The sequence below is a fragment of the Actinomadura scrupuli genome (assembly GCF_050971785.1).
In the GTDB taxonomy this organism is placed as follows: Bacteria; Actinomycetota; Actinomycetes; order Streptosporangiales; family Streptosporangiaceae; genus Actinomadura_E; species Actinomadura_E scrupuli.
This window is the reverse complement of record NZ_JBPCCU010000002.1, coordinates 214,948-237,843: the sequence shown is the minus strand read 5'-3', so window position 1 is coordinate 237,843 and position 22,896 is coordinate 214,948. Positions and strand designations below refer to the sequence as shown.

25 protein-coding genes are annotated in these 22,896 nt (G+C 70.6%); 11 read left to right on the top strand and 14 right to left on the bottom strand.

Annotated elements, in window-relative coordinates; genetic code table 11:
* Positions 1–5 precede the first annotated feature (5 nt).
* The gene (locus tag ACRYCC_RS08805; protein WP_433810160.1) at positions 6–866 is read right to left on the bottom strand and encodes a glycoside hydrolase family 16 protein; all 861 of its coding nucleotides are present in this window, start codon (positions 864–866) and stop codon (positions 6–8) included.
* A gap of 232 nt (positions 867–1,098) precedes the next feature.
* Between ACRYCC_RS08805 and ACRYCC_RS08800 the strand changes: the two genes are divergently transcribed.
* The 3 genes from ACRYCC_RS08800 (at position 1,099) to ACRYCC_RS08790 (ending at position 3,229) form a co-directional block, all read left to right on the top strand.
* Positions 1,099–1,692 (top strand): hypothetical protein, encoded by a 594-nt coding sequence (locus ACRYCC_RS08800; RefSeq protein WP_433810158.1) that lies wholly within the window; start codon positions 1,099–1,101, stop codon positions 1,690–1,692.
* A complete protein-coding gene (locus ACRYCC_RS08795; RefSeq protein ID WP_433810156.1) occupies positions 1,689–2,270 on the top strand; it encodes a hypothetical protein in 582 nt (193 codons plus the stop codon). The genes ACRYCC_RS08800 and ACRYCC_RS08795 overlap by 4 nt, the downstream gene beginning before the upstream one ends.
* Positions 2,271–2,419: 149 nt before the next feature.
* Entirely contained in the window at positions 2,420–3,229 is an 810-nt protein-coding gene (locus ACRYCC_RS08790; protein WP_433810154.1) for a hypothetical protein, read from the top strand.
* Here ACRYCC_RS08790 and ACRYCC_RS08785 read toward each other — a convergent pair.
* The 10 genes from ACRYCC_RS08785 to ACRYCC_RS08740 form a co-directional block, all read right to left on the bottom strand.
* On the bottom strand, positions 3,144–4,403 hold the full coding sequence (locus tag ACRYCC_RS08785) for a hypothetical protein (protein WP_433810152.1): 1,260 nt from the start codon (positions 4,401–4,403) through the stop codon (positions 3,144–3,146). The two genes, ACRYCC_RS08790 and ACRYCC_RS08785, sit on opposite strands and share 86 nt — an antisense overlap.
* A gap of 113 nt (positions 4,404–4,516) precedes the next feature.
* Complete coding sequence (locus tag ACRYCC_RS08780; protein WP_433812121.1) at positions 4,517–4,825, bottom strand: DUF1416 domain-containing protein; 309 nt, start codon at positions 4,823–4,825, stop codon at positions 4,517–4,519.
* A gap of 55 nt (positions 4,826–4,880) precedes the next feature.
* Positions 4,881–5,720 carry a sulfurtransferase gene (locus ACRYCC_RS08775; RefSeq protein ID WP_433810151.1) on the bottom strand — a complete coding sequence of 280 codons (840 nt, stop codon included), beginning with the start codon at positions 5,718–5,720 and terminating at the stop codon, positions 4,881–4,883.
* Positions 5,717–6,190, bottom strand: a complete 474-nt coding sequence (locus ACRYCC_RS08770) for a DUF4395 domain-containing protein (RefSeq protein ID WP_433810150.1) — start codon at positions 6,188–6,190, stop codon at positions 5,717–5,719. The genes ACRYCC_RS08775 and ACRYCC_RS08770 overlap by 4 nt, the downstream gene beginning before the upstream one ends.
* A gap of 99 nt (positions 6,191–6,289) precedes the next feature.
* Positions 6,290–6,451 carry a putative leader peptide gene (locus ACRYCC_RS08765; protein WP_433810148.1) on the bottom strand — a complete coding sequence of 54 codons (162 nt, stop codon included), beginning with the start codon at positions 6,449–6,451 and terminating at the stop codon, positions 6,290–6,292.
* A 61-nt stretch (positions 6,452–6,512) separates the two neighbouring features.
* A complete protein-coding gene (locus tag ACRYCC_RS08760; RefSeq protein ID WP_433810146.1) occupies positions 6,513–7,019 on the bottom strand; it encodes a TlpA family protein disulfide reductase in 507 nt (168 codons plus the stop codon).
* A 64-nt stretch (positions 7,020–7,083) separates the two neighbouring features.
* Positions 7,084–7,848: an anti-sigma factor family protein gene (locus ACRYCC_RS08755; RefSeq protein ID WP_433810145.1), complete on the bottom strand. Its 765-nt coding sequence runs from the start codon at positions 7,846–7,848 to the stop codon at positions 7,084–7,086.
* Entirely contained in the window at positions 7,845–8,318 is a 474-nt protein-coding gene (locus tag ACRYCC_RS08750; RefSeq protein WP_433810143.1) for a sigma-70 family RNA polymerase sigma factor, read from the bottom strand. Before ACRYCC_RS08750 ends, ACRYCC_RS08755 begins: the two co-directional genes overlap by 4 nt.
* Before the next feature lie 115 nt (positions 8,319–8,433).
* Positions 8,434–9,132, bottom strand: coding sequence for an LmeA family phospholipid-binding protein (locus tag ACRYCC_RS08745; RefSeq protein ID WP_433810141.1), 699 nt, complete (start codon positions 9,130–9,132; stop codon positions 8,434–8,436).
* Positions 9,133–9,307: 175 nt separating this feature from the next.
* The gene (locus tag ACRYCC_RS08740; protein WP_433810140.1) at positions 9,308–9,562 is read right to left on the bottom strand and encodes a MoaD/ThiS family protein; all 255 of its coding nucleotides are present in this window, start codon (positions 9,560–9,562) and stop codon (positions 9,308–9,310) included.
* A gap of 157 nt (positions 9,563–9,719) precedes the next feature.
* Here ACRYCC_RS08740 and ACRYCC_RS08735 point away from each other — a divergent pair, with 157 nt between their 5' ends.
* The 6 genes from ACRYCC_RS08735 (at position 9,720) to pstB (ending at position 15,569) form a co-directional block, all read left to right on the top strand.
* Positions 9,720–10,433 (top strand): winged helix-turn-helix transcriptional regulator, encoded by a 714-nt coding sequence (locus ACRYCC_RS08735; RefSeq protein ID WP_433810138.1) that lies wholly within the window; start codon positions 9,720–9,722, stop codon positions 10,431–10,433.
* Between the two features lie 112 nt (positions 10,434–10,545).
* The gene (gene mshD, locus ACRYCC_RS08730; protein ID WP_433810136.1) at positions 10,546–11,454 is read left to right on the top strand and encodes a mycothiol synthase; all 909 of its coding nucleotides are present in this window, start codon (positions 10,546–10,548) and stop codon (positions 11,452–11,454) included.
* A gap of 203 nt (positions 11,455–11,657) precedes the next feature.
* Entirely contained in the window at positions 11,658–12,764 is a 1,107-nt protein-coding gene (gene pstS, locus ACRYCC_RS08725; RefSeq protein WP_433810135.1) for a phosphate ABC transporter substrate-binding protein PstS, read from the top strand.
* A gap of 98 nt (positions 12,765–12,862) precedes the next feature.
* A complete protein-coding gene (pstC, locus tag ACRYCC_RS08720; RefSeq protein ID WP_433810133.1) occupies positions 12,863–13,843 on the top strand; it encodes a phosphate ABC transporter permease subunit PstC in 981 nt (326 codons plus the stop codon).
* Positions 13,844–13,899: 56 nt separating this feature from the next.
* The gene (gene pstA / locus ACRYCC_RS08715) at positions 13,900–14,763 is read left to right on the top strand and encodes a phosphate ABC transporter permease PstA (RefSeq protein WP_433812119.1); all 864 of its coding nucleotides are present in this window, start codon (positions 13,900–13,902) and stop codon (positions 14,761–14,763) included.
* Between the two features lie 29 nt (positions 14,764–14,792).
* Positions 14,793–15,569 carry a phosphate ABC transporter ATP-binding protein PstB gene (gene pstB / locus ACRYCC_RS08710; RefSeq protein WP_433810131.1) on the top strand — a complete coding sequence of 259 codons (777 nt, stop codon included), beginning with the start codon at positions 14,793–14,795 and terminating at the stop codon, positions 15,567–15,569.
* 83 nt (positions 15,570–15,652) lie between these two features.
* Here the strand turns inward: pstB and ACRYCC_RS08705 are convergent, their stop codons facing one another.
* The gene (locus ACRYCC_RS08705; protein ID WP_433810129.1) at positions 15,653–15,856 is read right to left on the bottom strand and encodes a heavy-metal-associated domain-containing protein; all 204 of its coding nucleotides are present in this window, start codon (positions 15,854–15,856) and stop codon (positions 15,653–15,655) included.
* Positions 15,857–16,167: 311 nt separating this feature from the next.
* Between ACRYCC_RS08705 and ACRYCC_RS08700 the strand changes: the two genes are divergently transcribed.
* Positions 16,168–16,785: a DUF47 domain-containing protein gene (locus tag ACRYCC_RS08700; RefSeq protein WP_433810127.1), complete on the top strand. Its 618-nt coding sequence runs from the start codon at positions 16,168–16,170 to the stop codon at positions 16,783–16,785.
* Between the two features lie 90 nt (positions 16,786–16,875).
* Positions 16,876–18,003: an inorganic phosphate transporter gene (locus ACRYCC_RS08695; RefSeq protein ID WP_433810126.1), complete on the top strand. Its 1,128-nt coding sequence runs from the start codon at positions 16,876–16,878 to the stop codon at positions 18,001–18,003.
* Positions 18,004–18,050: 47 nt separating this feature from the next.
* Here ACRYCC_RS08695 and ACRYCC_RS08690 read toward each other — a convergent pair whose 3' ends face one another.
* Together ACRYCC_RS08690 and ACRYCC_RS08685 are read right to left on the bottom strand one after the other, a co-directional pair.
* A complete protein-coding gene (locus tag ACRYCC_RS08690; protein ID WP_433810125.1) occupies positions 18,051–18,236 on the bottom strand; it encodes a hypothetical protein in 186 nt (61 codons plus the stop codon).
* 159 nt (positions 18,237–18,395) lie between these two features.
* Positions 18,396–22,835, bottom strand: coding sequence for an AAA family ATPase (locus tag ACRYCC_RS08685; RefSeq protein WP_433810123.1), 4,440 nt, complete (start codon positions 22,833–22,835; stop codon positions 18,396–18,398).
* Positions 22,836–22,896 lie beyond the last annotated feature (61 nt).

Sequence of the window (22,896 nt, the reverse complement as noted above, 5' to 3'; positions counted from 1 at the left end):
AGACCTCATCGCCCGGCAGAGATCGCCGGGCCCGGAGCCGGGGTCGGCCGGCCGGCTCCGTCCGGCGCGGGCGCCGCGGAGAACACCCGGACGTAGTCCACGACCATCTGCTGCGGAAAGACCGTGGTCGAGTCCGGGGCGTCGGGCCAGTCTCCCCCGACGGCCAGGTTCAGCAGCAGGTAGAAGGGCTGGTCGAAGTTCCAGCCCCCGGGCTCGTCGGCCTTGTGCTTCACCGAATAGGTGCGGCCGTCCACGGAGAAGGCGATGTGGTCGGGGAACCAGTCGGCCGCGAAGACGTGGAAATCGTCCGCCAGCGCCTGATGGCCGGGCAGCTCGTGGCTCTTCGTGGCGTCGTAGCCGTTCTCGCCGTGCAGGCTGCCGTGGATCCGCTTCGGCTCCCGGCCGATGTTCTCCATGACGTCGATCTCACCCCGGCCCGAGCCCTCCGGAGAGCGCAGCGCCCAGAACGCCGGCCACATCCCCTGGCCTCTGGGCACCTTGATCCGGGCCTCCAGCCGCCCGTAGGTCTGGGAGAACTTGCCGGCCGTGAACAGCCGGGCCGAGGTCGCCGCACATTTCCTGGGACTGCAGTCGTACTGCCACGCGTCGTCGTTGCGGGCCGTGATGACCAGGTGCCCCCGGCCGTCGACGGCGGCGTTCCGCGGGGTGTAGTACTCCAGCTCGCCGTTGTAGCCGAGATGACCGTTGACCAGGGTCCATTTGGCCGGGTCCGGCGCACCCGCGACTCCGTCGAACTCGTCCGACCAGGTCAGCCGCCACGTGCGGCCCTGATCCTGGGGAGGCACGGGCTCGTCGCTCCCGGACGTCAGGAACGGCCAGAGGGCCACCGCACCGACCAGCGCCACGCAGAGAGCCTCCAGTCCCGGTACGGCTCTCCGGATCGTCGAGGCAACCCGGGACGTACGCATGCGGAGACAGCCTTCCAAGGACCGGCGGATCACGTCCTGCGACTCTACGCGGATCACGACCAGGTCACGTACCCACCGATCCATCACCTTGGGGGAGATCACTCGACGGGGCCAGGGCCGCTCGGCGACCAAAGGGTGTCGAGGGTGGCAAACCGCTACGATTCGGGTCGTGGAAGAGCCCGTGCCCGGAGGAGAGGACAGACCGCGCCGGCGGTGGACGTCCCTTGCCGTGCTGGGCGCGTGCGTGCTGGCCGTCGCGGTGCTCTGGGTGGTCGGCGGTTTCGACGCCGCTCCCCACGGGCCCAAGACGGTCCCCGTCGGGTCGAAGGTGGACCAGCGCCGGTTCACCGTCACCTTCGTGTCCGCGCGGATCGGCCAGGCCAAGGGCCAGTTCGGCACGGACACCAGGCGCTCCCTGATCGTGCGGTTGAAGGTGACCAACAACAGCAGGAAGACGACGTCGCTGAGCAGCGACCTCGCCCAGGGCATCGCCGGGGAACCGAAACCCGGCAGCTACCTGGCACCGGACAACGTCATCGGTTACGCCAACGGCTCCGAGACCACGGCCGTCCAGCCGGGCCTGCCGGTCGAGGCGGAGCTGATCTGGCCGCTGAGCCCGCAGAACACCCCGGCCAAGATCACCGTCGCCCTCTGGCGGTGGGACTACTCCACCGGGTTCACCGACCCGCAGTACAACTGGAAGGTCGACAAGAAGTTCACCAAGCCCGCCGCCAAGATCACGCTGGCGGTGAGTCCGTCATGATCCGGCGGATAGGGATCATCGTCGTCGGCACCGCGCTGCTGGCCGCGGCGATGTGGCTGAAGCAGGTCGAGCCGCGGGCGCGCAGCCATGACACCCAGCCGCTGCGCAACTCCGGCCGGATCGGCCAGTCCCTCTCCAACAGCGCCTTCTCAATCCGGGTCGAGCGCGTCGAACTGGCGCGCTCCCTGGCGCCGCCACTCGGCGTGACCACGCAGCCGAACATCGGCACCGACGGCATCTTCGTCATCGTCCATCTCCAGGCCAAGGCCGCCAAGGAGCCGTTCCTGATGGACCAGGTCCGGCTGGAGAGCGGCGCCTACACCTTCACCGACAACGGCCGGACCTACGCCCTCAACACGGCCGAAGGGACCTACCAGCCGATGATCTGGCGGAAGGCCCTGGCCGGATTCGAGATTCCCAGGAACCGGCTCGCCGGAGCACGCCTGGTGGTCGGTCAGGGCGGCCTGCTCACCCAGCTCAGCCCCGAGACCGAGGTGGACCTCGGCATCACCCCCGGCAAGGCCGCCGACATGATGGCGCACGCGGTGGACGGTTACGCCGCCCGGGGCGGGCAATGAACGGCCACCCGCCCCCCGGTGGGCCCCCGCCCGAGCCGTACGGGCCGTACCAGCGCCCGCAGGGGCCCTACGGCCCGCCGCCGCAGGGCCCCTATCCGGGCGGCCGCCGGCCGGGCCCCTCCGCACCGCCGCCGGGAAATCCGGCCCCGATGCCAGGACCCCAGCCACCCCCGCCCCCACCGCCGCGGCCCGGCCGGTACGGCCCGCAGGGGCCGCCGCCGGGGCCGTACGGGCCGCAGGGTCCGTACGGGCCGCAGGGCCCGCCCGCACCCGCCCGGCAGCCGTACGGGCCACCGCCGGGGCGGCAGTACGCGCCACCGGCGGAACCGCCGCCCCCGTGGGAGAGGGGACCGGATCGGCCGCCCTGGGAGGAGGAGCCTCAGCCTCCGGGCTCCGGCGAGCCGGCCGGCCCGGAGGAGCCGGCGCGGCGCCGGCGGCGGCTGAGCCCCAGGACCCGCCGGCTGGTCGAGGCCGGCGTGCTGCTGGTCCTGCTGCCGGCCACGCTCGGGCTGCACTGGTACGACGACGACCACACGCTGGGCAAGCAGCTGCGCAAGCACGAGCACCTCACCACGGTGGCGCGCGGCGGCACCGGCACGCTGGGACACGCCACCTGGCGGATGGTCGGGCGCCAGGTCGGCGGGCCCGCGAGCAGCCGGCGGAGCACGGCCCCGGGCGCCGAGACGATCGTGCTGGCGCTCGAGATGCGCCCGCTCGACGCGCAGGGCGTCAAGGATTCCAAGACCAGGCTGGTCTACCGGCTCCGGGACCGGGAGGGCCATGTGTGGACCGCGGACGGTGACGTACCCGACTCGCTGAGCCCGGGGCAGCCCGCCCGGGTCGAGGTGACGGCCCTGGTGCCCAGCGAGAAGGTCACCTCGGTAGTGCTCGAGCTGCTTCCCACGGCCTTTCTGGTGAAGCGGGGGGCGGCTGTTCCGGTGCTGCGCTTCGCCCACTGACCCGTGCCACCACCAGGTTGAACGCGGCGGCGAGCAGGCAGATCCGCAGTATCTGGAACAGCAGTCCCGTGCCGAACTCGACGAAGTGCAGCCGGGTGCTCCACCAGACGATCGGATGCGGGCCGATCAGGTAGTAGATCCCCCGGCGGGTGAGCGTCTCCGCCACGTCGAGGCCCACGAACAGGACACAGAAGGTCCCGAACAGCACCAGCCCGGCACGCTTGACGAGCCGCATGCCGAACCAGGTGGGCAGCCACTTCTCGCGGAACTCCCGGGTCAGCACCTCGTGCGGGGTGTGCGTCCGGTTGATGCCGCTGACCCGCGCCAGCCCGCGTGCGGTGCGGCCCTCGCCCAGGGCGCCGTGCTCGTCCGCCGCGTCCACCCCGAGGATCACCCCGGCGATCACCAGCCACACCAGGGAGCCGAGCACCGCGTCCTTGAACGTCGGCCAGTAGTCCAGGACGGGGCCCAGGCCTCCGCCGATCCAGCCCCAGAACTCCCGGCCGACGATCCAGTCGCTGGCCTTGCCGCGCAGCACGTCGATCGTGAAGACGCCGTAGAGGGTCCAGTTCACCTCGAGGAGGGCGGTGAGGAGGCCGCCGGACCGGGGCACCCGGGGCTGGAGATACCGCTCGCAGATGAACTTGGCGATGAAGAAGACGACGGTCAGCACGATGGCGATGTAGAGATGCTGCTGGAGGTCGAGGAGCAGTTTCTGGCCCCGGAGCTGTCCCTCGATCCCGCCCTCGGCGAAACCCCGTCCCTCCGCGGCGCCGACGAACTCACGAGCGTCCCGGGAGTACCACTGCCAGGCCAGGTAGAAGATGATGAAGGGCAGCAGGGCCCGGCCCAGGGCGTCGTAGACGCTCTCGTCCTCGGCCATCGACCAGGAGGCCAGCGCCCCGCGCTCGTCGCGTTCCCTGATGGCCGCCAGTCCGTCGCGGACGCTGTGCATCATCGCCAGCGACACCCCCAGCGACACGATGACCAGCAGGCTCAGCGCGGCGATCGGAATCGCGCTGTTGTACTGGCCCAGCTTGTAACCGGCCCACAGGACGATGAAGCGCAGCAGCTCGCCCAGGGTGTACCACAGGGTGAGGGGCAGGGCGAAGCGCGCGGCCAGCTTGAGGGTCGCCCACGGAAGGGTGAGCGGCGACAGCGACATTCCGGGCATCGAGGAGATGGTACCGGGATTCAGCTGATCACCTTCCAGATCACCGGCATCTGTGGAAGAACGCCAGAGCCCGCCCACGGAACCTCCGTGGGCGGGCTCTGCGGTGTCTCAGGTCAGATCGAGACCTCGAGGGCGGCGACCTCGCCGACTGCGGCGGTCACCGTGTGGTCGACGCTCACCCCACCGGCGGCGAGCACGCGGATGGTCCAGTCGCCGGGAGCGGCGAAGAACCGGAAGATGCCCTCGTCACCGGTCACGACCTCGCCGGTGAACTCACCGGTCGAGTCGAGCAGGCGGGCATAGGCGCTGGACACCGGGGTGCCGTCACGGGTGACGGTGCCCTGGATGACAGCCTCGTTGGCCAGGTCGACGGTCGCCGGGACGTGCGCCGTCTGCGCGGGCGCTGCGCAGCCCTGAGTCATCATGCTCTCCTTAATCTCCGTGTACGGCGGATAGGTCCGCGTACGGCGGACTTCGTTACTTGGGGGCGCCGAGCTCGATGGGGACCCCGACGAGCGAGCCGTACTCGGTCCAGGAGCCGTCGTAGTTCTTCACGTCCGGCAGGCCGAGCAGCTCGCGCAGCGCGAACCACGTGTGCGAGGAACGCTCACCGATGCGGCAGTAGGCGATGATGGGCTTGCTCAGGTCCACGCCGGCCTCGGTGTAGATCTCCCGGAGCTCGTCGTCGGACTTGAAGGTGCCGTCGTCGTTGGCGGCCTTGGACCAGGGAATGTTGCGCGCGGTCGGCACGTGACCGGCACGCTGCGCCTGCTCCTGGGGCAGGTGCGCGGGGGCGAGCAGCTTGCCGCTGAACTCGTCCGGGGAACGCACGTCGATGAGGCCCTTGGTGCCGATGGCCTCCACGGTCTCGTCACGGAAGGCCCGGATGTCCAGGTCCTGGTCCTGGGCCTTGTAGTCCGTGGTGGGGCGCGTGGGGACGTCGGTCACCAGCTCGCGGGAGTCCAGCTCCCACTTCTTGCGGCCACCGTCGAGCAGCTTGACGTTGCCGTGGCCGTAGAGCTTGAAGTACCAGTAGGCGTAGGCCGCGAACCAGTTGTTGTTGCCGCCGTAGAGGATCACCAGGTCGTCGTTGGCGATGCCCTTGCCGGAGAGCAGCTGCTCGAAACCGGTCTTGTCCACGAAGTCACGGCGGACCGGGTCCTGCAGCTCGGTCTTCCAGTCGATCTTCACGGCGCCACGGATGTGGCCCTTGTCGTAGGCGGAGACGTCTTCGTCGACTTCGACGAGGACCAGACCCGGGTCGTCGAGGTGCTCCTCGACCCACGCGGAATCCACCAGAACGTCGGAACGGCTCATGCGGGAACCTCCCTGTCGGAGTTTGCTTTGGACTTGTGCGGGGAGCGGAGCCCCCCGCGTAGACGCTGGATCAGCACGTACATTTCACAACCGAGGCAGAACCCGAACGCGGCGTTCAGGAATGCGGCTCCCAGTGCGAAAGCGGTGGCGAGGATACCGAGCCAGGTGATTCCCCAACCGTTCCCGAAGGCGTACCCGACGACTCCCACCAGGGCGAACGTGAGACCGACCCCCTGGGCGAACCGGGGCGGCCCCGCTGCTTCGAGTTCCCGGGGTGGACCGATGCGGGGCCGTACGAACGTCCTGTAGATCAGTCCGTACGGTGAGTGGCGCAGCCCGGGGAGGGTGCTCAGGGCGAACACCACGGCCTGAGCGGCGAGCAGCTCCCAGCTTCCCGTCACGAGAACCACAATGAGCACGACCGAGGTAAGGACCGCGGCGAAGCGCTGCCCTCGAGGATCGACCTGCATGTGGGAGCTCCTGGATCAGAGAGCAAGTGCGTGGAGCCGAGTGGGCCCGGGGTTGTGGGGGCGTGGCCTCCACAAGCGGTCAGAGAAGGGCTCGATGCCTCAGGCCACGCGACAGAGCGCAGCGGACACGCGGCAGAAGTCCACCGCGCGACGCTTCGTCAGGAGCTGCTCTGTCCAGTAACGCACGGACACGATGCTAGGCGCGTGCCCGGCCGTTGTCACATCTGTCTCGCCTTGCGAGACGGTGACAACAATCTTCATGCAGGTCAGCGGGTTTCCTGCCGTCACGGCGGCCGATTGGACCGGTCCGGAACCCGGAAGGTCAAGAGATCGCATGGCCCAGCGCGGCTATCACGTCGGCCTTGCGCGGCTGGCCGACGGCCTTGCGCACCACCCGGCCGGCGCCGTCGAGGATCAGCACCGTGGGCGTGCGGACGATGCCCAGCCGGCGGACCAGCTCCAGATGGGTCTCGGCGTCGATCTCCACGTGGGCCACGCCGTCGACCATGTCGGTGACCTCGCCGAGGATCCGCTTGGTCGCCCGGCAGGGAGCGCAGAAGGCGGTGGAGAACTGCACCAGCGTGGCCCGGGAGCCGAGCGCGGCGCCCAGCTCCGTGCCGTCCAGTGCGATCCCGGCCGGAGCCGTGTCGCCGTCCCGTGCCCGCGCCACGCCGTCTCCCGCCGTCTCACCGCCCACCGTCTCACCGCCCGCCGTCTCACCGGCGGCCGAACCCGCGACCGGGCGCAGCACACCGTCCCGGCGCCGCCTCACCAGGCCGAACACCGTTGCGACGAGCAGCACCACGGCTGCGACGATCCCACCGACCATGTCCGGTCCAACCTACGGGACCGGCCGGCGATTCCCATCCGGGCGGGTGAGATCGGGGCACCCCCTACGTGCCGACGGGGACCGAGACGAGGGTGCGGCCGTCGGTGGTGACGATCTCGAACGACCTGAGCTGGTTGCGCAGGATCATCGTCGAGCCGTAGAAGCTGTACTCCTCGTACTCGTCGGGCTCGATCTGCCAGCTCGCCGCGACATCGCGGTCCCCGTTCCTGGCCACGGCGGTCAGATGGCAGTGCGATCCCGGCGGGACGCCCTTGACCCGTAGCTTCAGCGCGGTGCCCCAGTCCTTCGTGGCCAGCGAGATCTCGGCCCGTACGTGGGTGCTCGGGTCCGTCCCGACGATCTGGTCGGCGGAGGCACCGACGCCACCGGAGGAGCCACCGCCGCCCACACCCGGCAGGCCGCCGGTCAGCAGGCCGCCGAGCAACACCCCCGCCACCAGCAGGGCCGCCGCCGCGACGGCGAACGACGGCCAGCGGCGCCACCGGGCCCGCCGGGTGCGCAGCTCGGCCAGCTCCCGCTCGGCCAGCTCGGCCTGGTCCTGCTCGGACCGGCGCCGGGTCGCGGCCTTGGCGAGCAGCGAGTCGAGCAGCTCCACCGGCGGGCCCGCGACGTGCTCTATCTGGGGTTCGCTGACCCGGCCGAGCAGCGCGGGGAGCCCGGCCAGCCCGGCCAGCTCGTCACGGCAGTTCGGGCACATGCTCAGATGGGCATCGACCTGGCTCCGCTCGGCCGGGTCGATCGCACCGAGTACGTAGACGCCCAGAGCCGAACGCACCTGCGGGCACGGCCCCATCATGGACGAGTTCACGGCGCCAACCCCCGTTCCTCCAAGGCAAGCTTGAGCGCACGCAGCGCGTAGTAGGTCCTGGACTTCACCGTGCCCGGCGGGATGCCGAGCTGGGACGCGGCCTCGGCCACCGAGCAGCCCCGGTAGTACGTCTCGATGATCACCGCGCGGTGCTGGGGGCTGAGATCGGCCATGGCCTCCGCGACGGTCCACGACTCCAGCGCCCGGTCGATGTCGTCGGCGGCCGGCATCGCGACCAACGACGAGTCACCCGATTCGGCGGGCCGCGCCTGCCGGGCCCGGTGCGCGTCGACGACCAGGTTGCGGGCCACCGTGAACAGCCACGGGCGGACCGGCCGGCCGGTCAGCGCCTCCGGATGGCGCCAGGCGCGCAGCAGCGTCTCCTGGACGACGTCCTCGGCCTGCTGGCGGTCGCCGCCGGTCAGCCGGAGGGCGTAGCCCAGCAGCGGCCCACCGTGCTCGGTGTACATCGCTCGGAGCAGCTGCTCATCAGCGGTCGGTCCCACACTTACGACACGTACGCCATCGCCTTCCGGTTCACAAGCCCGGGTCAATTCCCGGCCAAGATCACCTGGGCTGCGCGGATCAGGCTTTCGGCAGGTCGTTGAACTTCACGTTGTCCGCCGTCGCCGCGACCAGCAGGCCGTTCGGCTTGACCTCCACCTTGCTGATCCGGGATCCGATCGGCAGGTTCTGCACCGGGACGGTGAAGGTCAGGCGCTGCTGCAGGATCGAGATCGGGATGGTGGCCCCGCCGGTCTGCACGGACTCCGGCGTGATCGCGATGCCCTGCCGGGTCGCCTTGACCGAGACGACCATCGTCACGTCGGTGTTGAAGCCGAGGAAGGCGAAGGTGCCCTGCAGCCGCAGGTCCTTGCCCTCGGCGGCGATCTCCTTGACGCCCTGCGGTGCCCGCTTCTTGATGACGTCGTAGGGGACGATCGCCGAGGCGGTGGCGGTGCGGGCGGCCATCTTCGAGTCGTCGCCGTTGATGACGTCCGACAGCGGCGCCTTCAGCCCGGAGAGCACGATCTTCAGGTCGCGGACGGTGACGTCCTGCTCGGTCCAGTCCCCGATGGCCACGTCGATCTGGTCGTACTCCCCGCCGATGGCCTGGGTGAGGAAGGGGAAGCCGTGGATGCTCACCGTGGGCTTGCGGGGCAGGTTGTACTCGGCGGCGATCTGCTTGGCGATCTCGTTCTGCGCCACCCGGACACCGATGCGGTCCGCCGCGATGACGCCCCCGATCAGGAGGATCACCAGTACGAGCAGTACCTTCCGCATATCTCTCCTCGGTCGCAGTGCCATCCAGGGGACGACCCCCTACCGAGGGCGTCGGGCGGGCCTTACATTAGCGACGGCGGCCCGTCCGGGCAGTCACTCCACATGGTGAGATCCGGGAGAAGGGATCATCCGGCAGAGCCACGGCGGCCGGTCACGTGTGACTTCCGCCACGTGGTCACCCGCCCGCGAAGGGCGGCAGCACCTCCACCGTGGCGCCTTCGGGCAGGGTGACGGTGTCGTGCGGCCGGGTGCCGACCGGGTCGCCGTCGATCAGGAACGAGCTGCGCGCCAGGACCCGGGAGAACTCCGCATCCCTTGTCCCCCGGGCGGTTTCGAGCGCCTGCGCCAGCGTCGCGGCGTCGAACGGCTCCTCCTCGACGCCCGCGGCGGACCGCGCCGCCGCCCAGTATCTGATCACGCCTCTGCCCATCTCGTCATGGTCTCATTCACGCAACGTCGGCAATCCATCCGTAGCCGCCCATTGCCGGGAAGTCATGGTCGGATATCCTCGAACCAGGGATCCGGGCGATGAGGCCTCCGGGTCCTTGACGTCTTTTAGGGGCTGGTAGGAGACGAGGAGGCGGCATTTGAGCAGCTTGCTGTTGCTCACCAACGCGCTTGAGCCGTCCGATGAGGTGCTCCCCGCGCTGGGGTTGCTGTTGCATTCGATTCGCGTCGCACCCGCGGAGGCATCCGCGCTGATCGACGCACCACCTGCAGATGTGATTCTCGTCGACGCCCGCCGTGACCTCGTACAGGCCAAGGGCCTGTGCCGGCTGCTGCGGACGACCGGCCTGGACTGCCCGCTGCTCGCGATCGTGACCGAAGGCGGCCTGGCGGCACTGAGCCCCGAATGGGGTCTCGACGACGTCCTGCTGCAGGGGGCGGGGCCCGCCGAGGTGGAGGCCCGCCTGCGGTTGTCGGTCGGGCGGGTGTCGGTCGGCGAGCCCGACGACGTGCCCGGCGAGATCCGCAGCGGCGATCTCACGATCGACGAGGCGACCTACACCGCGCGCCTGCGCGGGCGGGTGCTGGATCTGACGTTCAAGGAGTTCGAGCTCCTCAAGTACCTCGCACAGCATCCGGGCCGGGTCTTCACCCGCGCCCAGCTGCTGCAGGAGGTCTGGGGATACGACTACTTCGGCGGCACCCGGACCGTGGACGTGCACGTACGGCGGCTGCGGGCCAAGCTCGGCGCGGAGTACGAGTCGCTCATCGGCACCGTGCGCAACGTCGGGTACCGGTTCGTGCCCGATCACCGTCCGGGCGACAACGAAGAGATGGTGGCCGTCCGCACCTGATTTTGGAACGCTCTGATTTCGTTGGCCCGGAGGTCACCGCCGCCCCCCGGGCCGACGGGACGGACGCCGCCCCCGTGGCCGGTGCCGGCCGGACCGGCATAAGCTCACGATCATGACTGAGCGGGACGTGGTCGTACGGGAGCGCCTGACGGGGCACGAGGTGGACGAGGTGCTGCGGCTGGCCGAGGCCGCCGCCGGGCACGACGGCGTCCACCCGCTCTCCGAGCACTCGCTGCTGGCCCTGCGCCATGGCGGCAAGGGCCGGTCGCTGGGCCTGCTGGTGCGGGCGGCGGGCTCCGTGGTCGGCTACGGCCATCTCGACCTGCCCACCGGGACCGAGTCCGCCGCGGCGGAACTCGTCGTCCATCCCGGCCATCGGCGGCACGGGCACGGCCGGGCCCTGGCCGAGGCCCTGCTGGAACGAGCGGGCGGCCTGCGGGTGTGGGCGCACGGCGACCTGGCCGCCGCCGCCGCGCTGGCGGACGCCCTCGGCTTCACCCGGACGCGCGCGCTGCTGCAGTTGGGGCGCCCGCTGGCCGGCCCCCTCGTCCCCCCACTGCCCGAGGTGAGCCTCCCCCCGGGCGTACGGCTCCGGACCTTCCAGCCGGGACGGGACGAGCAGGCCTGGCTGCGCGTCAACGCGCGGGCCTTCTCGCACCACCCCGAGCAGGGCTCCTGGACCATCGACGACCTGCGGGACCGGGAGGCCGAGGCCTGGTTCGACCCGGCGGGGTTCTTCCTGGCCGAGCGGGACGGCGAACTCGCCGGGTTCCACTGGACCAAGGTGCACCCGGACGATCCCCCCATCGGGGAGGTCTACGTGGTGGGCGTGGATCCGGGCGAGCAGGGCACCGGGCTCGGCCGCGCGCTGACCCTCACCGGACTGCACCACCTGCGCTCGCTGGGCCTGTCACAGGTGATGCTGTACGTCGACGAGGACAATCCCGCGGCGGTACGGCTGTACGAGTCCCTGGGGTTCATCCGCTGGAACACCGACGTCATGTACCGGGCAGCGGCTTGACCCTCATCTGGTGACCTGTTCACCTGGCGTCAATATCAAATCGAGACATTCTTCCTGGCAGCGTCCAATCCAGTTCACCCCCCGTTCACCTGGATCGGGGGGCTTGGACACCTCTCCTCCCTAGGTTCATGCCTGACGGTGGCCCCACAGCCTGGACAAACACGGGGATCCCACCGCCCATCAACTCAGGAGGAGAATTCCCCGTGAAGAACGGCACTCGGTTCGCCGCGCTCGGCGGCGTAGTCGTTGCGGGTGCGCTCGCACTCTCTGCGTGCGGGTCTGACAACAATAGCGGCGGCTCCTCGAGCTCCGCCCCCGCCGCGTCCTCGGGCGACTGCGTCAAGGGCTCGGTGAACGCCGCCGGCTCCAGCGCGCAGAAGAACGCCATCGAGGAGTGGAGCAAGGGCTACAGCGCCACCTGCGCCGGCTCCACGCTCAACTACAACCCCAGCGGCTCGGGCGCGGGTGTACAGGCCTTCACCTCTGGCCAGGTCGCCTTCGCCGGTTCCGACTCCGCGCTCAAGCCGGAGGAGCACACCGCCGCCGACGCACGCTGCAAGACCGGTAAGGCCATCGACCTGCCCATGGTCGTCGGCCCGATCGCCGTCGCCTTCAACGTCAAGGGCGTGGACAGCCTCCAGCTGAAGCCCACCACCCTCGCCGAGATCTTCGCCGGCAAGATCACCAAGTGGAACGATCCCAAGATCGCGGCGGACAACAAGGACGCCAAGCTGCCGGCCTCCGACATCAAGACGGTGCACCGCGCCGACGAGTCGGGCACGACCGACAACTTCGCGAAGTTCCTGACCGCGACCGCTCCTGACGTCTGGAAGTTCGAGGGCGGAAAGAAGTGGACCGCTCCCGGCGGTCAGGGCGGCACCAAGTCCGACGGTGTCACCACGCTCCTGAAGCAGACCGACGGCTCGATCGGCTACATCGAGATGTCGTACGCGACCGGGGCGTCGCTGAAGACCGCCAAGATCGCCAACGGCGCCGGCGAGTTCGTCGAGCTGTCCACCGAGAGCGCTTCGAAGGCCATCGACGGTGCCACGATCGCCGGCACCGGCAACGACCTTTCGCTCAAGCTCGACTACGCCACCAAGACCGCGGGCGCCTACCCGATCGTCCTGGTGACCTACGAGATCGTCTGTGAGAAGGGCCTCCCGGCCGACCAGGCCAAGTTCGTCAAGGGCTTCCTCACCTACACCTCGAGCGATGCCGGACAGAGCGCGCTGGGCAAGCTGGGTTACGCCCCGCTTCCCACCGCCGTGCTCACCAAGGTGCAGGCCGCTGTGAAGGCCCTGTCCTGACCAGGCAAGACAACCGCCCCGCCGCCGACGACCTCGGCGGCGGGGCAAACCTGGGTTCGGGGGTGAATCCCCCCGTGGACCGCGAGGGAGGCAATTCCGTGACCAGCGAGACCGGCATCGATACCGCGGTGGTGGCAGGCCAGCACCGCGGCGGTCACCGGATGAGCACAGGCCGCTTGGGCGACAGGGTGTTCGCGGGGGCCGCACGAGGCTCCGGCATCTTCCTGCTCGTCCTCATGGCCGCGATCGCCGCCTTCCTGATCTGGAAGGCGCTGCCGGCTCTGCAGGCGAACGCCGCCAACTTCTTCACCTCCCAGGAGTGGAGTCCCGACGCCACCCCGGTGAAGTTCGGAATCGCCCAGCTGGCGTTCGGCACCCTGCTCTCCTCGGCACTGGCCCTGATCCTGGCCACCCCGGTGGCGATCGGCATCGCGCTGTTCATCGCGTTCTACGCGCCGCGCCGGCTGGCCGACGGGCTCAGCTACATCGTCGACCTGCTGGCCGCCGTGCCGAGCATCGTCTACGGCCTGTGGGGCCTGCAGTTCCTGGTCACCAAGATGAACGGGCCGTCGACCTTCCTCAACGACTACTTCGGCTGGGTCCCGCTGTTCGGCGGCAGCAGCGTCGGCGGGCAGACGATGCTGGTCGCCGCCGTCGTGCTGGCGATCATGATCCTGCCGATCATCTCCTCGATCTCCCGCGAGGTCTTCCTCCAGGTGCCCCGCGCCAACATCGAGGCGGCCCTGGCGCTCGGCGCGACCCGCTGGGAGATGATCCGGCTGGCGGTGCTGCCGTTCGGCCGCTCCGGCATGGTGAGCGCCGCGATGCTCGGGCTGGGCCGCGCGCTCGGCGAGACGGTCGCCGTCGCGATGGTGCTCTCGACGGTCAGCGGGATCTCCTGGAAGATCCTCGAGCCCGGCGGCAACACCTTCGCCGCCAACATCGTCCGCACGTTCCCGGAGGCGGGCACCAACGGCCGTAGCGCCCTGATCGCCTCCGGTCTGGTGCTGTTCTTCATCACCCTGATCGTCAACATGGCCGCCAGGGCGATCGTGGCCAGGCGCAAGGAGTTCGTGTGAGTACCGCCGTCGCCGGGAGCAAGACGCCGCCACCCTCCCCGGCCAACCCACCGGCAATCCCCAAGGTGTCCTTCAACCGCAAGCTCAAGGACCGGGTCGTCCAGATCCTGGTCTACCTGGCGTTCGTGCTCGCCGTGGTCCCCCTGATCTCGGTGCTGTTCACCGTGGTGAGCAAGGGCATGAAGCGCCTCACGCCCGACTTCCTCACCCACTCCATGAACGGCATCGGCGGGCGGGACCTGGGCGGCGGTGTCTACCACGCCATCATCGGCACGCTCGAACAGGTCCTGCTGGCCAGCCTGATCTCGGTGCCGCTGGGCCTGCTCACCGCCATCTACCTGGTGGAGTACTCCAGGAACGGCCGGCTGGCCAAGACCGTCAGCTTCTTCGTCGACGTGATGACCGGCATTCCCTCGATCGTCGCGGGGCTGTTCGTCCTGGCCCTGTGGCTGCTGGGCTTCGGGTTCGGCTTCTCCGGCTTCGCCGGGTCGATGGCGCTGTCCATCCTCATGATCCCCACGGTCGTGCGGGCCACCGAGGAAATGCTCAAGCTGGTGCCCAACGATCTTCGTGAGGCGTCGTACGCCCTGGGGGTGCCGCGCTGGCGCACGATCTGCTTCGTGGTCCTGCCGACCGCCCTGACCGGCATCATCACCGGCATCATGCTCGCCGTGGCCCGGGTGATGGGCGAGACCGCTCCGCTGCTGCTCACGATCTTCGTCACCAAGGCGATCAACACCGACCCCTTCAACGGGGCTCAGGGGTCCCTGCCCACCTTCATCTGGGACCAGGCGGGCGACCCCAACAACAACGCCGTCGACCGGGCCTGGGCGGGCGCGCTCACCCTGATCCTCATCATCATGCTGCTCAACCTGGTGGCGCGGCTGATCGCGCGACTCCGCAAGCCCACTGATCGATAAGCACTGCCCCGAATAGGAGTATCCACCTCATGGCCAAGCGGATCGACGTCTCCGGTCTCAGCGCCTACTACGGCCAGGTCCATGCCATCGAGGACATCTCGATGACGATCGAGCCACGGTCGGTGACCGCCTTCATCGGCCCCTCGGGCTGCGGGAAGTCGACGTTCCTGCGCACCCTCAACCGGATGCACGAGGTGATCCCGGGCACCCGGGTCGAGGGCAAGGTCATGCTCGACGACGAGGACCTGTACGCCTCCTCGGTGGACCCGGTCGCGGTCCGGCGGCTGGTCGGCATGGTCTTCCAGCGTCCGAACCCGTTCCCCACCATGTCGATCTACGACAACGTGGTCGCCGGGCTGAAGCTCAACGGGGTGCGGCGCAAGGCCCATCTCGACGACATCGTCGAGCGGTCCCTCAAGCACGCGAACCTGTGGAACGAGGTCAAGGACCGTCTCGCCAAGCCGGGCGCCGGGCTGTCCGGTGGTCAGCAGCAGCGGCTGTGCATCGCCCGGGCCATCGCGGTGGAGCCGCAGGTGCTGCTGATGGACGAGCCGTGCTCCGCCCTCGACCCGATCTCGACGCTGGCGATCGAGGACCTGGTCTCGCAGCTCAAGACGCAGTACACCATCGTCATCGTCACCCACAACATGCAACAGGCCGCCCGGGTCAGCGACCGTACGGCCTTCTTCAATATCGCCGGGGCCGGCAAGCCCGGCAAGCTGGTGGAGATCGACGACACCAGCAAGATCTTCACCAACCCCACCGAGAAGGCGACCGAGGACTACATCACCGGCCGTTTCGGCTGATCCTCCACGCCCGGGGGCACACCCCCGTGGTGATCTCACCGTTCGTGCCGACGCCGGATCGTGAGATCACCACGGGGGTCTTCTCAGTTCTGGACGTCGTAACCGGCCTCGTCGATGGCCGCGCGCAGTGCCGGGTCGTCGAGGTTCTCGCCACGCACGGTGACGACCTTCGCGGCGACGTCCACCGTCACCTCCGCCACCCCGGGCACCTGGCGGACCTGGCCGGTGATGGCGTTCACGCAGTGGTCGCAGCTGATCGCGGGCACGTCGTAGCGGACCTCTGCCATGGGCTCCTCCTGTGGTGATTGTCACTCAGCGCTGTTCCCACCGCCGCCGCGATCGCGGCCTGCCGATCGACCGTACGGCATCGGCCTCCCCCGAATCGACTGTGGGGACAGGGTTCCGGCAAGCGAGTCGGACATGCCCCCGCGGTGCGGTGCACCGGCCGGCGCCCCCGTCGGGTACCGTGCCTGGGCCAGCGGCAACGCAGAGGTGAGAGGATGGTGGATCTCTTCCAAAGTCGGAGCGAAGGTTCTTTTTCGTCCCGGTTACGCCTACCATCCTCTGCGGATCGTTTCCCGCTCTTCAGGAGTACGCCGTGCGATTGCGTCTCACGCCGCGTGAGGACAGTTTCTATGACCTGTTCACCGACTCTGCGAACAATCTGGTGACCGGTGCCAGATTGCTCGTGGAACTCATCGCCGACGGCACCGATAGGGAAGCCGCCGCCGAGAAGCTCCGCGCCTGCGAGCACGCCGGCGACGAGCTGACTCACGCGATCATGCGCCGGCTGAACGAAAGCTTCATCACCCCTTTCGACCGGGAGGACATCTACCGGCTCGCCTCCCTGCTCGACGACGTCATGGACTACATGGAGGAGGCCGCCGACCTGGTGGTCCTCTACAAGATCGAGGAACTCCCCAAGGACATCGTCGGCCAGGTCGAGGTATTGGAACGTGCCGCTGAGCTGACGGCCGAGGCCATGCCCCGGTTGCGGTCCATGAAGGAGCTCAACGAGTACTGGATCGAGATCAACCGGCTGGAGAACCAGGGCGACCAGGTCTACCGGGGGCTGCTGGCCAAGCTGTTCGGCGGTGAGTACGATGCGCTGACCGTCATGAAGCTCAAGCAGGTCATCGACTGCCTGGAGGAGGCGGCCGACGCCTTCGAGCACGTGGCCAACACCATCGAGACCATCTCGGTCAAGGAGTCCTGAGCAGGTGACGAGCCGCCAGGCGCGGAACCGGGCCGATCACGCTGCACCGCGCGACCACGAACACCTCTCCCTCCCCGGCGAGGAGACCTCATGAACACCCTCGCCAAGGCCCCGGCCCCCGAGAGCCCGGCTCCCCAGACCCGGGGGCACGGCAAGGCCGCGCTCATCCTGCTGGCCGGGGTGGCGCTGGTCTCCCTGGTGGCGCTGATCGGACGGCGCACCGGCTCCGAGTCGACGGTGCTCATCCTGGTCGTCCTGGTCGCGCTGGCCTTCGAGTACACCAACGGCTTCCACGACGCGGCCAACGCGATCGCCACCTCGGTGTCCACCCGGGCGCTGACACCCCGGGCCGCCCTGCTGATGGCCGCCGCCATGAACCTCCTGGGCGCGTTCCTCGGCCAGGAGGTGGCCAAGACCATCAGCAGCGTCATCACTCCCCCGACCGGGGTCGCCGGCCTGACGGTGGTGGCGGCCGGCGTGCTCGGAGCGATCAGCTGGAACCTCATCACCTGGTATTTCGGGCTGCCGTCCTCGTCGTCGCACGCGCTGATCGGAGGCACGGTCGGCGCCGGTCTGGCCGCCTCGGTGACGGTCAACTGGAGCACGGTGGTCGACAAGGTCGTCATCCCGATGGTGGTCTCGCCGCTCATCGGTTTCTTCCTCGCCTACCTGGTGATGGTCGCGATCCTGTGGATCTTCCGCCGGGCCAATCCGGGCCGGGTGGGCCGCGGCTTCCGGATCGCGCAGACGCTGTCCGCCGCCTCGATGGCACTCGGCCACGGGCTGCAGGACGCCCAGAAGACCATGGGCATCATCGTGCTGGCCCTGGTCGCCACCGGCCACTCCGATGGGAAGTCCATCCCGGTCTGGGTGGTCATCGCCTGCGCCGGCATCCTGTCGCTGGGCACCTACGCCGGCGGCTGGCGGATCATGCGCACGCTGGGCCGCAAGGTGATCGAGCTCGATCCGCCGAAGGGCTTCGCGGCGGAGGCCACGGCCTCGGCGATCCTCTACGCCGCCGCCTACATCTGGAAGGCGCCGATCTCCACGACCCACGTGATCACCTCGTCGATCATGGGGGTGGGCGCGACCAAGCGGCTGTCGGCGGTGCGCTGGGGGGTGGCCGGCAACATCGTGCTGGCCTGGGTCTTCACGATTCCGATGGCCGGCCTCGTCGCCGCCCTGGTGTACGGGATCATCCACCTGTTCAGCGGCTGAGGCCACCGGTGGGGAGCGGCTCCATCGGGACCGCTCCCCAGCGATGACTAATCCTGTGGCACACCTTCGCGACGACTGGTTGCGGAACGTACTCCGAGCACCACGTCGATCTCCGCCGTGGTCAGCGACCGGTCGGTCGTCGCCACGGCACTCAGGATCTCGGAATAGAGCTCGATCTCGTCCAGTGCAACACGGTCGTGAACGCGCAGATCGACTTCCTGCTGGCGCAGCATCGCGTCCACCTCCGTTCATCCCCACACCCGTGAACAGGCTACGCGCCACGCGCGTCCGGGCGTATGACCCAAGAGGGCCATTCGGAGGCCATCCTCATCACCCGTCCCTGCCGGCTCCCCGGTGCCCGGTGTGAACGCCGGCCCGGACGCCGCCGGCCCTCAGCCGGAGTTGTTCTGGTGCAGGTCGCCGAGCATCCGCTCCAGCGCGGACTCGGGCAGGTCCCGGGCGGTGAGCCGGGCGACGGTCGCGGCGGTGACGTCCTGCCCGGCCAGCCGGGCGGCCTGCCGGGCCACCGTCTGCTCGAAGATCTCCCGCACCGTCCGGCCGTTGGCGAAGCCCTCGTCGTCGCGCGTCCGGGCGAAGCGGGCCATCAGCTCGACCCGCAGCTCCTCGTCGAGCATGTAGAGGTCCCGCTCGGCGAACTGCTGGAACAGCTGGACCAGCTCCCGGTCGCTGAAGTCGGCGAACGTCACCGGCTCGCCGAACATCTCCCCGAAGGCCGGGCTCGCGGCCAGGAAGTCGTCCATCTCCGGCCCCGAGCTCGTACAGATGACGATGAACCGGCCGCGCCGCTCCTCCAGGTAACGCAACAGCTCGGTGACCACGTCGGGCGAACGCTCCAGCCGGTGGGCCTCCTGGATGAGCAGCACACCGCCCATGGCCTGCTCGACCATGGCGTACACGCGGTTCTCGGTGTCGATGAGGTCGCGTCCGGCCAGATGGACCGGACGGCAGGCGACGATGTGGCCCGAGTCGAGCACCCCGAGCGCGGCGTAGATGCCCCCGACCAGCCCGGCCACGGTCATCTTCCCGGTGCCCGGACGGCCCACGAAGATCAGATTGCGGGTGGTCCCGGAGTCGTCGCGAGCCTCCTCGGCCAGCCCGTGAACCGCCTCCTTCACCTGCGGGAGGCCGATCATGCCGTCCAGCCGGCGCAGGAAGCCGTCGACGTCGCCGGGCGGCCGGAGCGAGGGCTCGATCTCCGCCGCGACGCCCGCGAAATCCTCCGGGCTCAGCACCAGGCGGTCCCTCGACGCACCCGCGCGCCCGATGTGCCGCTGGCAGGCCCGCTCGAGGTAGGCCTCCACGAGCCGGGAGCCGACCAGCTCGCCCGGGCCCCGCAGCCTGGACAGATCCTCGCGCACCACGTGGAGCGCGGCGGAGTCGACCGTGACCCGGCGCTCGTCGGCCAGCACGTGCAGGACCGTCAGCCGGGTCGCCAGATCCCTCAGGTCGGGCAGCCGGAACACCCGGAAGGCCGCCGCCAGTTCGGGGAAGTCCTGGGCCAGCCGGCGGTAGGCACGCGGGTCGCAGGTCGCGACCAGGGCCGCCCGCGCGGGGCGGTCCGCCCGGGCCGTGCGTACGGCTTCGGCCATGGCCGCCGGGTCCAGCGACTCCATGATCACCGCGTCCAGCCGCTCGAACAGCACGGCCGCGCCGGCTCCGCCGGGCTCGAACACGGACTGGATCCGCTCGGGCGGCAGGCCTCGCACGTCGTCGGCGTCGGCGATGCGGACCGTGCCGTCGCCCGCGCCGGCGTCGGCCAGGGTGAGCGCGATCATCCGGGCCAGCCTGCGCTGACCGTTGTGCGCCTCGCCTACCAGCAGCACGCTGGGGGGCACCGCCCTGCTCCGCGCCGCCGGCTCCACGATGCCCTGCGCCCAGCCGGCCCCGCCGTGCAGCTCGTCGAGCAGTACGCCGGGGTCCCGCTCGCCCACCGGCTCCGCTCCCACCCGGTAGACGAAACGGACGCCGAATCGCTCGGTGACCGGGCGGGCGTCCTCCTCCGCCGGGGGCTCGATGTCCTCGACCGGCTGATCGGGCAGCGGGGCGTAGTCCAGGATGTCGCCGACCATGGTCTCGGACATGACCCGGGTGCCGGGGTGGCCACCGGGCACGGCAGGCCGGGGCGGCACCGGGCCCGGCTCGTCGCCGGGGTCGAGCGAGGTCTGTTCGGCGCCCAGCACCCGTGTGCGAGGCGGGCCGCCGCCGCCTGGCGCCGCCGGACGCCCGTCCATCGGCCGCCCCGCCGCGGGGACTCCAGGGCCGTCCATCCGGGTGGCCATGGGATCCTCGGCGGCCATCGGCGGCGGGGACCAGTGCCCCTGAGCCTGCGGGTACTGAGCCGGATCCCGCTGCTCGGCAGCCTGCGGCCGCCCCTGCTCCACGCCGCCGTCCGCGAACCGCCCGGGAGGCTCCGCCGGCGACCCGTAGACGGGACCGGCGGGGCCCTGCGGGTCAGCGGCACCCTGCGGGTCGTACGGGCCCTGCGGGTCATAGGGAGCCTGCTGGTCGTACGGGGCCTGCTGGTCGTACGGGGCCTGCTGGTCCTGGGGAGCCTGCTGCCCGTAGGGACCTGGGGCTCCGTAGGGAGTCCGGCCGCCGTAGGGGTCGCGGCGGGTGCCCGGATCCTCCCCGCCATCCGGATCAAGCCCACCGCCCAGGCCCTGCGGGCCGGCCGGGCGCGCCTGGCCCTGGGCGGGGCCGAAGCCGAGGGCGGTGTAGGGCACCGCGAAGTCGTCTCCGCGCTCCGGCCGGGCACCGGCGGGGCCCGGCACCGGCGGCTGGCTCGGGCCCGGACCGGCCGGATCGCGGCCGTACCCACCGGGTTCCCGGCCATACCCGCCGGGTTCCTGACCGGGCATCCCGAACGCGGCCGGCTGCTCCTGGGCCGGGGCGCCCCAGCCGGGCGCGGCGGGGGCGGCGGGGGCGGCACCCGCCCAGCCGGGTGGGGGCGCCTGCGGGTCGCCCGCCGGTGCCCCGCCGGGGGCGGCGGGCGCGGGCATGCCGAAGGCGGCGGGCTGCGCCTGCCCACCCCACTGGGCCCCGCCGGGCTGGGCCTCGGGCCCGGCCGCGGGCGGCAGGCCGGCGGGCTGGACCGGGGGCTGACCGGGCGGCTGACCGGCGGGCTGCGCCGGCGGCTGGGCGCCCCAGGGCATGCCCGGCATGTCGAGCGGGGGCTGGATCGGCGGCAGGCCGCCCGGGAGGCCGAACCCGGCCCCCCACTGCTGCGCCGCGGGATCCGCGGGGGTCTGTGGCAGTTCCGCGGCGGGCGGCTGGCCGGGGGCCTGGCCGGGTGAGCCCACCGGGGAGGGCGCGACGGGAGCGGCGCCCCAGCCGGGCTGCGCGGGCGCGCCCTGCTGCGCGCCGCCGGGAGGGTACTGCTGGGCCAGTGGCGCGACCCCGGGCGGCGAGGTGATCGGCGCGGCCGCGGCCGCGGCCCGCGCCCGGTCCAGACCGATGAGCTCGGTGATGATCGCGGTGGGCACGGGGAAGCCGCGGGGCCGGGCGGGCATGCCCCCGGCCAGCCGGCACCAGGCCAGGTCGACGTTGTAGACCGCGGCGAGCAGGGTCTCGGTCCGGTCCCCGAGCGCGGACCGCAGCTGGTCGGGCAGCCGGTTGTCCACCGGCCAGAGCCGGCGCAGTGGATGTCCGTTCTGGCTGAGCACCGCCTGCACCGTGTAACGGATCTCCGGGTCCAGCCAGGGCACGATCTGCTCGACCTTGTCGCGCTTGGTGACGGCCAGGTCCGCGGCGATCAGCGCGGCGGCCACCAGGCGGGGCTCCAGGTAGGACGGATCGGCCGGATCGCCCAGGACGGGGGTGACCGACTGGGCCAGGTCGTAGTAGGCGTGCCGGAAGTTGTCGCCGGGCGAGCTCTCGATCCGCATCGCCGGCGCCAGGTTGGGCGGCACCCGGGTGACCCACTGCTGCACCAGCGCCTGGTCGCCGTACGGCAGCGCGCCGTAGTCCACGGTGGGATTGCTGAGCGTCGCGCCCACGACGGCGATCAGCGCGTCGGCACGGGCGCGGAAGCGTACGTCCTCGCGCAGCGCGCTGGCCACCGCCCACATGGTGCGCAGCACGACCACGGCGGCGTCGACCCGGCTGGAGCGCAGCCGCTCGGCGTACAGCCCGACGAGGGCCTCCAGCGGGGGTGCGGTCAGCCAGCGCGGCCCGTCGACGACCGGCAGCGGCTTCGCGCGGTACGGCGTCCAGATGCCGAGCATGTCGTCGTCCAGCCGGGAGTCGAAGACCGGCGCGGCGGCGCACCACAGCATGACGCCCCAGGAGACGGCCACGGTGCTCGGCACGGACGAGGAGAACAGCGCCCACCAGTGCGGGTAGTCCTGGGCCGGCAGCGCGGCGGCGGCCTCGACGGTGGACCGGACGCGGGCCGACAGCCCCGCGGCGAGCTGCTGGCCGACGAACGGCAGAGGCTCGGGGATGTCGTAGTCGAAGTCGGGTCCGGCGGGCACCACGTGCGGTGGCAGCGCGGGCACGCCCTGGCCCTGCTGCACCGGGCGCGCGGACTGCCGGGTGGCCACCGACCGCGGCGGCGGGCAGAGGTACCACTGGCCGTCGGAGGGGTGCCAGCGGTACCAGCGCGCCCACGCACCGAAGATCCACCAGGTGCCGTCGGGGAGTGCGAGAACGCGCCCGGCCACCGCGTGCTGGCGCTGCTGCGGAGGGGCCGCCGGCCACCAGGCCGCGGACACCATCGCCCTCGTCTCGCGCTCCGCCGCCGTGAACGGATCCTGCGCGGGCTGCTGCGGCATGGCACCATAACCGCCGCCGCCGCCAACTCCCCATGCCACGAAGCTCATGCTAACGGGCTGGGGCACAACGTTGGCTGGCGAAAATGCCGTACCCGCCATT

Excerpts from the sequence above, each read along its gene's own strand:
- ACRYCC_RS08690 (WP_433810125.1), bottom strand. The coding sequence starts at position 18,236 with ATGCTGCGCCAGCAGGAAGTCGATCTGCGCGTTCACGACCGTGTTGCA.
- ACRYCC_RS08695 (WP_433810126.1), top strand. The coding sequence starts at position 16,876 with ATGAACACCCTCGCCAAGGCCCCGGCCCCCGAGAGCCCGGCTCCCCAG.
- ACRYCC_RS08750 (WP_433810143.1), bottom strand. The coding sequence starts at position 8,318 with ATGTACACCGAGCACGGTGGGCCGCTGCTGGGCTACGCCCTCCGGCTG.
- pstB (WP_433810131.1), top strand. The coding sequence starts at position 14,793 with ATGGCCAAGCGGATCGACGTCTCCGGTCTCAGCGCCTACTACGGCCAG.
- ACRYCC_RS08745 (WP_433810141.1), bottom strand. The coding sequence starts at position 9,132 with ATGCGGAAGGTACTGCTCGTACTGGTGATCCTCCTGATCGGGGGCGTC.
- ACRYCC_RS08770 (WP_433810150.1), bottom strand. The coding sequence starts at position 6,190 with ATGCAGGTCGATCCTCGAGGGCAGCGCTTCGCCGCGGTCCTTACCTCG.
- mshD (WP_433810136.1), top strand. The coding sequence starts at position 10,546 with ATGACTGAGCGGGACGTGGTCGTACGGGAGCGCCTGACGGGGCACGAG.
- ACRYCC_RS08795 (WP_433810156.1), top strand. The coding sequence starts at position 1,689 with ATGATCCGGCGGATAGGGATCATCGTCGTCGGCACCGCGCTGCTGGCC.
- ACRYCC_RS08790 (WP_433810154.1), top strand. The coding sequence starts at position 2,420 with ATGCCAGGACCCCAGCCACCCCCGCCCCCACCGCCGCGGCCCGGCCGG.
- ACRYCC_RS08740 (WP_433810140.1), bottom strand. The coding sequence starts at position 9,562 with ATGGGCAGAGGCGTGATCAGATACTGGGCGGCGGCGCGGTCCGCCGCG.
- ACRYCC_RS08765 (WP_433810148.1), bottom strand. The coding sequence starts at position 6,451 with ATGAAGATTGTTGTCACCGTCTCGCAAGGCGAGACAGATGTGACAACG.
- ACRYCC_RS08775 (WP_433810151.1), bottom strand. The coding sequence starts at position 5,720 with ATGAGCCGTTCCGACGTTCTGGTGGATTCCGCGTGGGTCGAGGAGCAC.
- ACRYCC_RS08780 (WP_433812121.1), bottom strand. The coding sequence starts at position 4,825 with ATGACTCAGGGCTGCGCAGCGCCCGCGCAGACGGCGCACGTCCCGGCG.
- ACRYCC_RS08785 (WP_433810152.1), bottom strand. The coding sequence starts at position 4,403 with ATGCCCGGAATGTCGCTGTCGCCGCTCACCCTTCCGTGGGCGACCCTC.
- ACRYCC_RS08760 (WP_433810146.1), bottom strand. The coding sequence starts at position 7,019 with ATGGTCGGTGGGATCGTCGCAGCCGTGGTGCTGCTCGTCGCAACGGTG.
- ACRYCC_RS08705 (WP_433810129.1), bottom strand. The coding sequence starts at position 15,856 with ATGGCAGAGGTCCGCTACGACGTGCCCGCGATCAGCTGCGACCACTGC.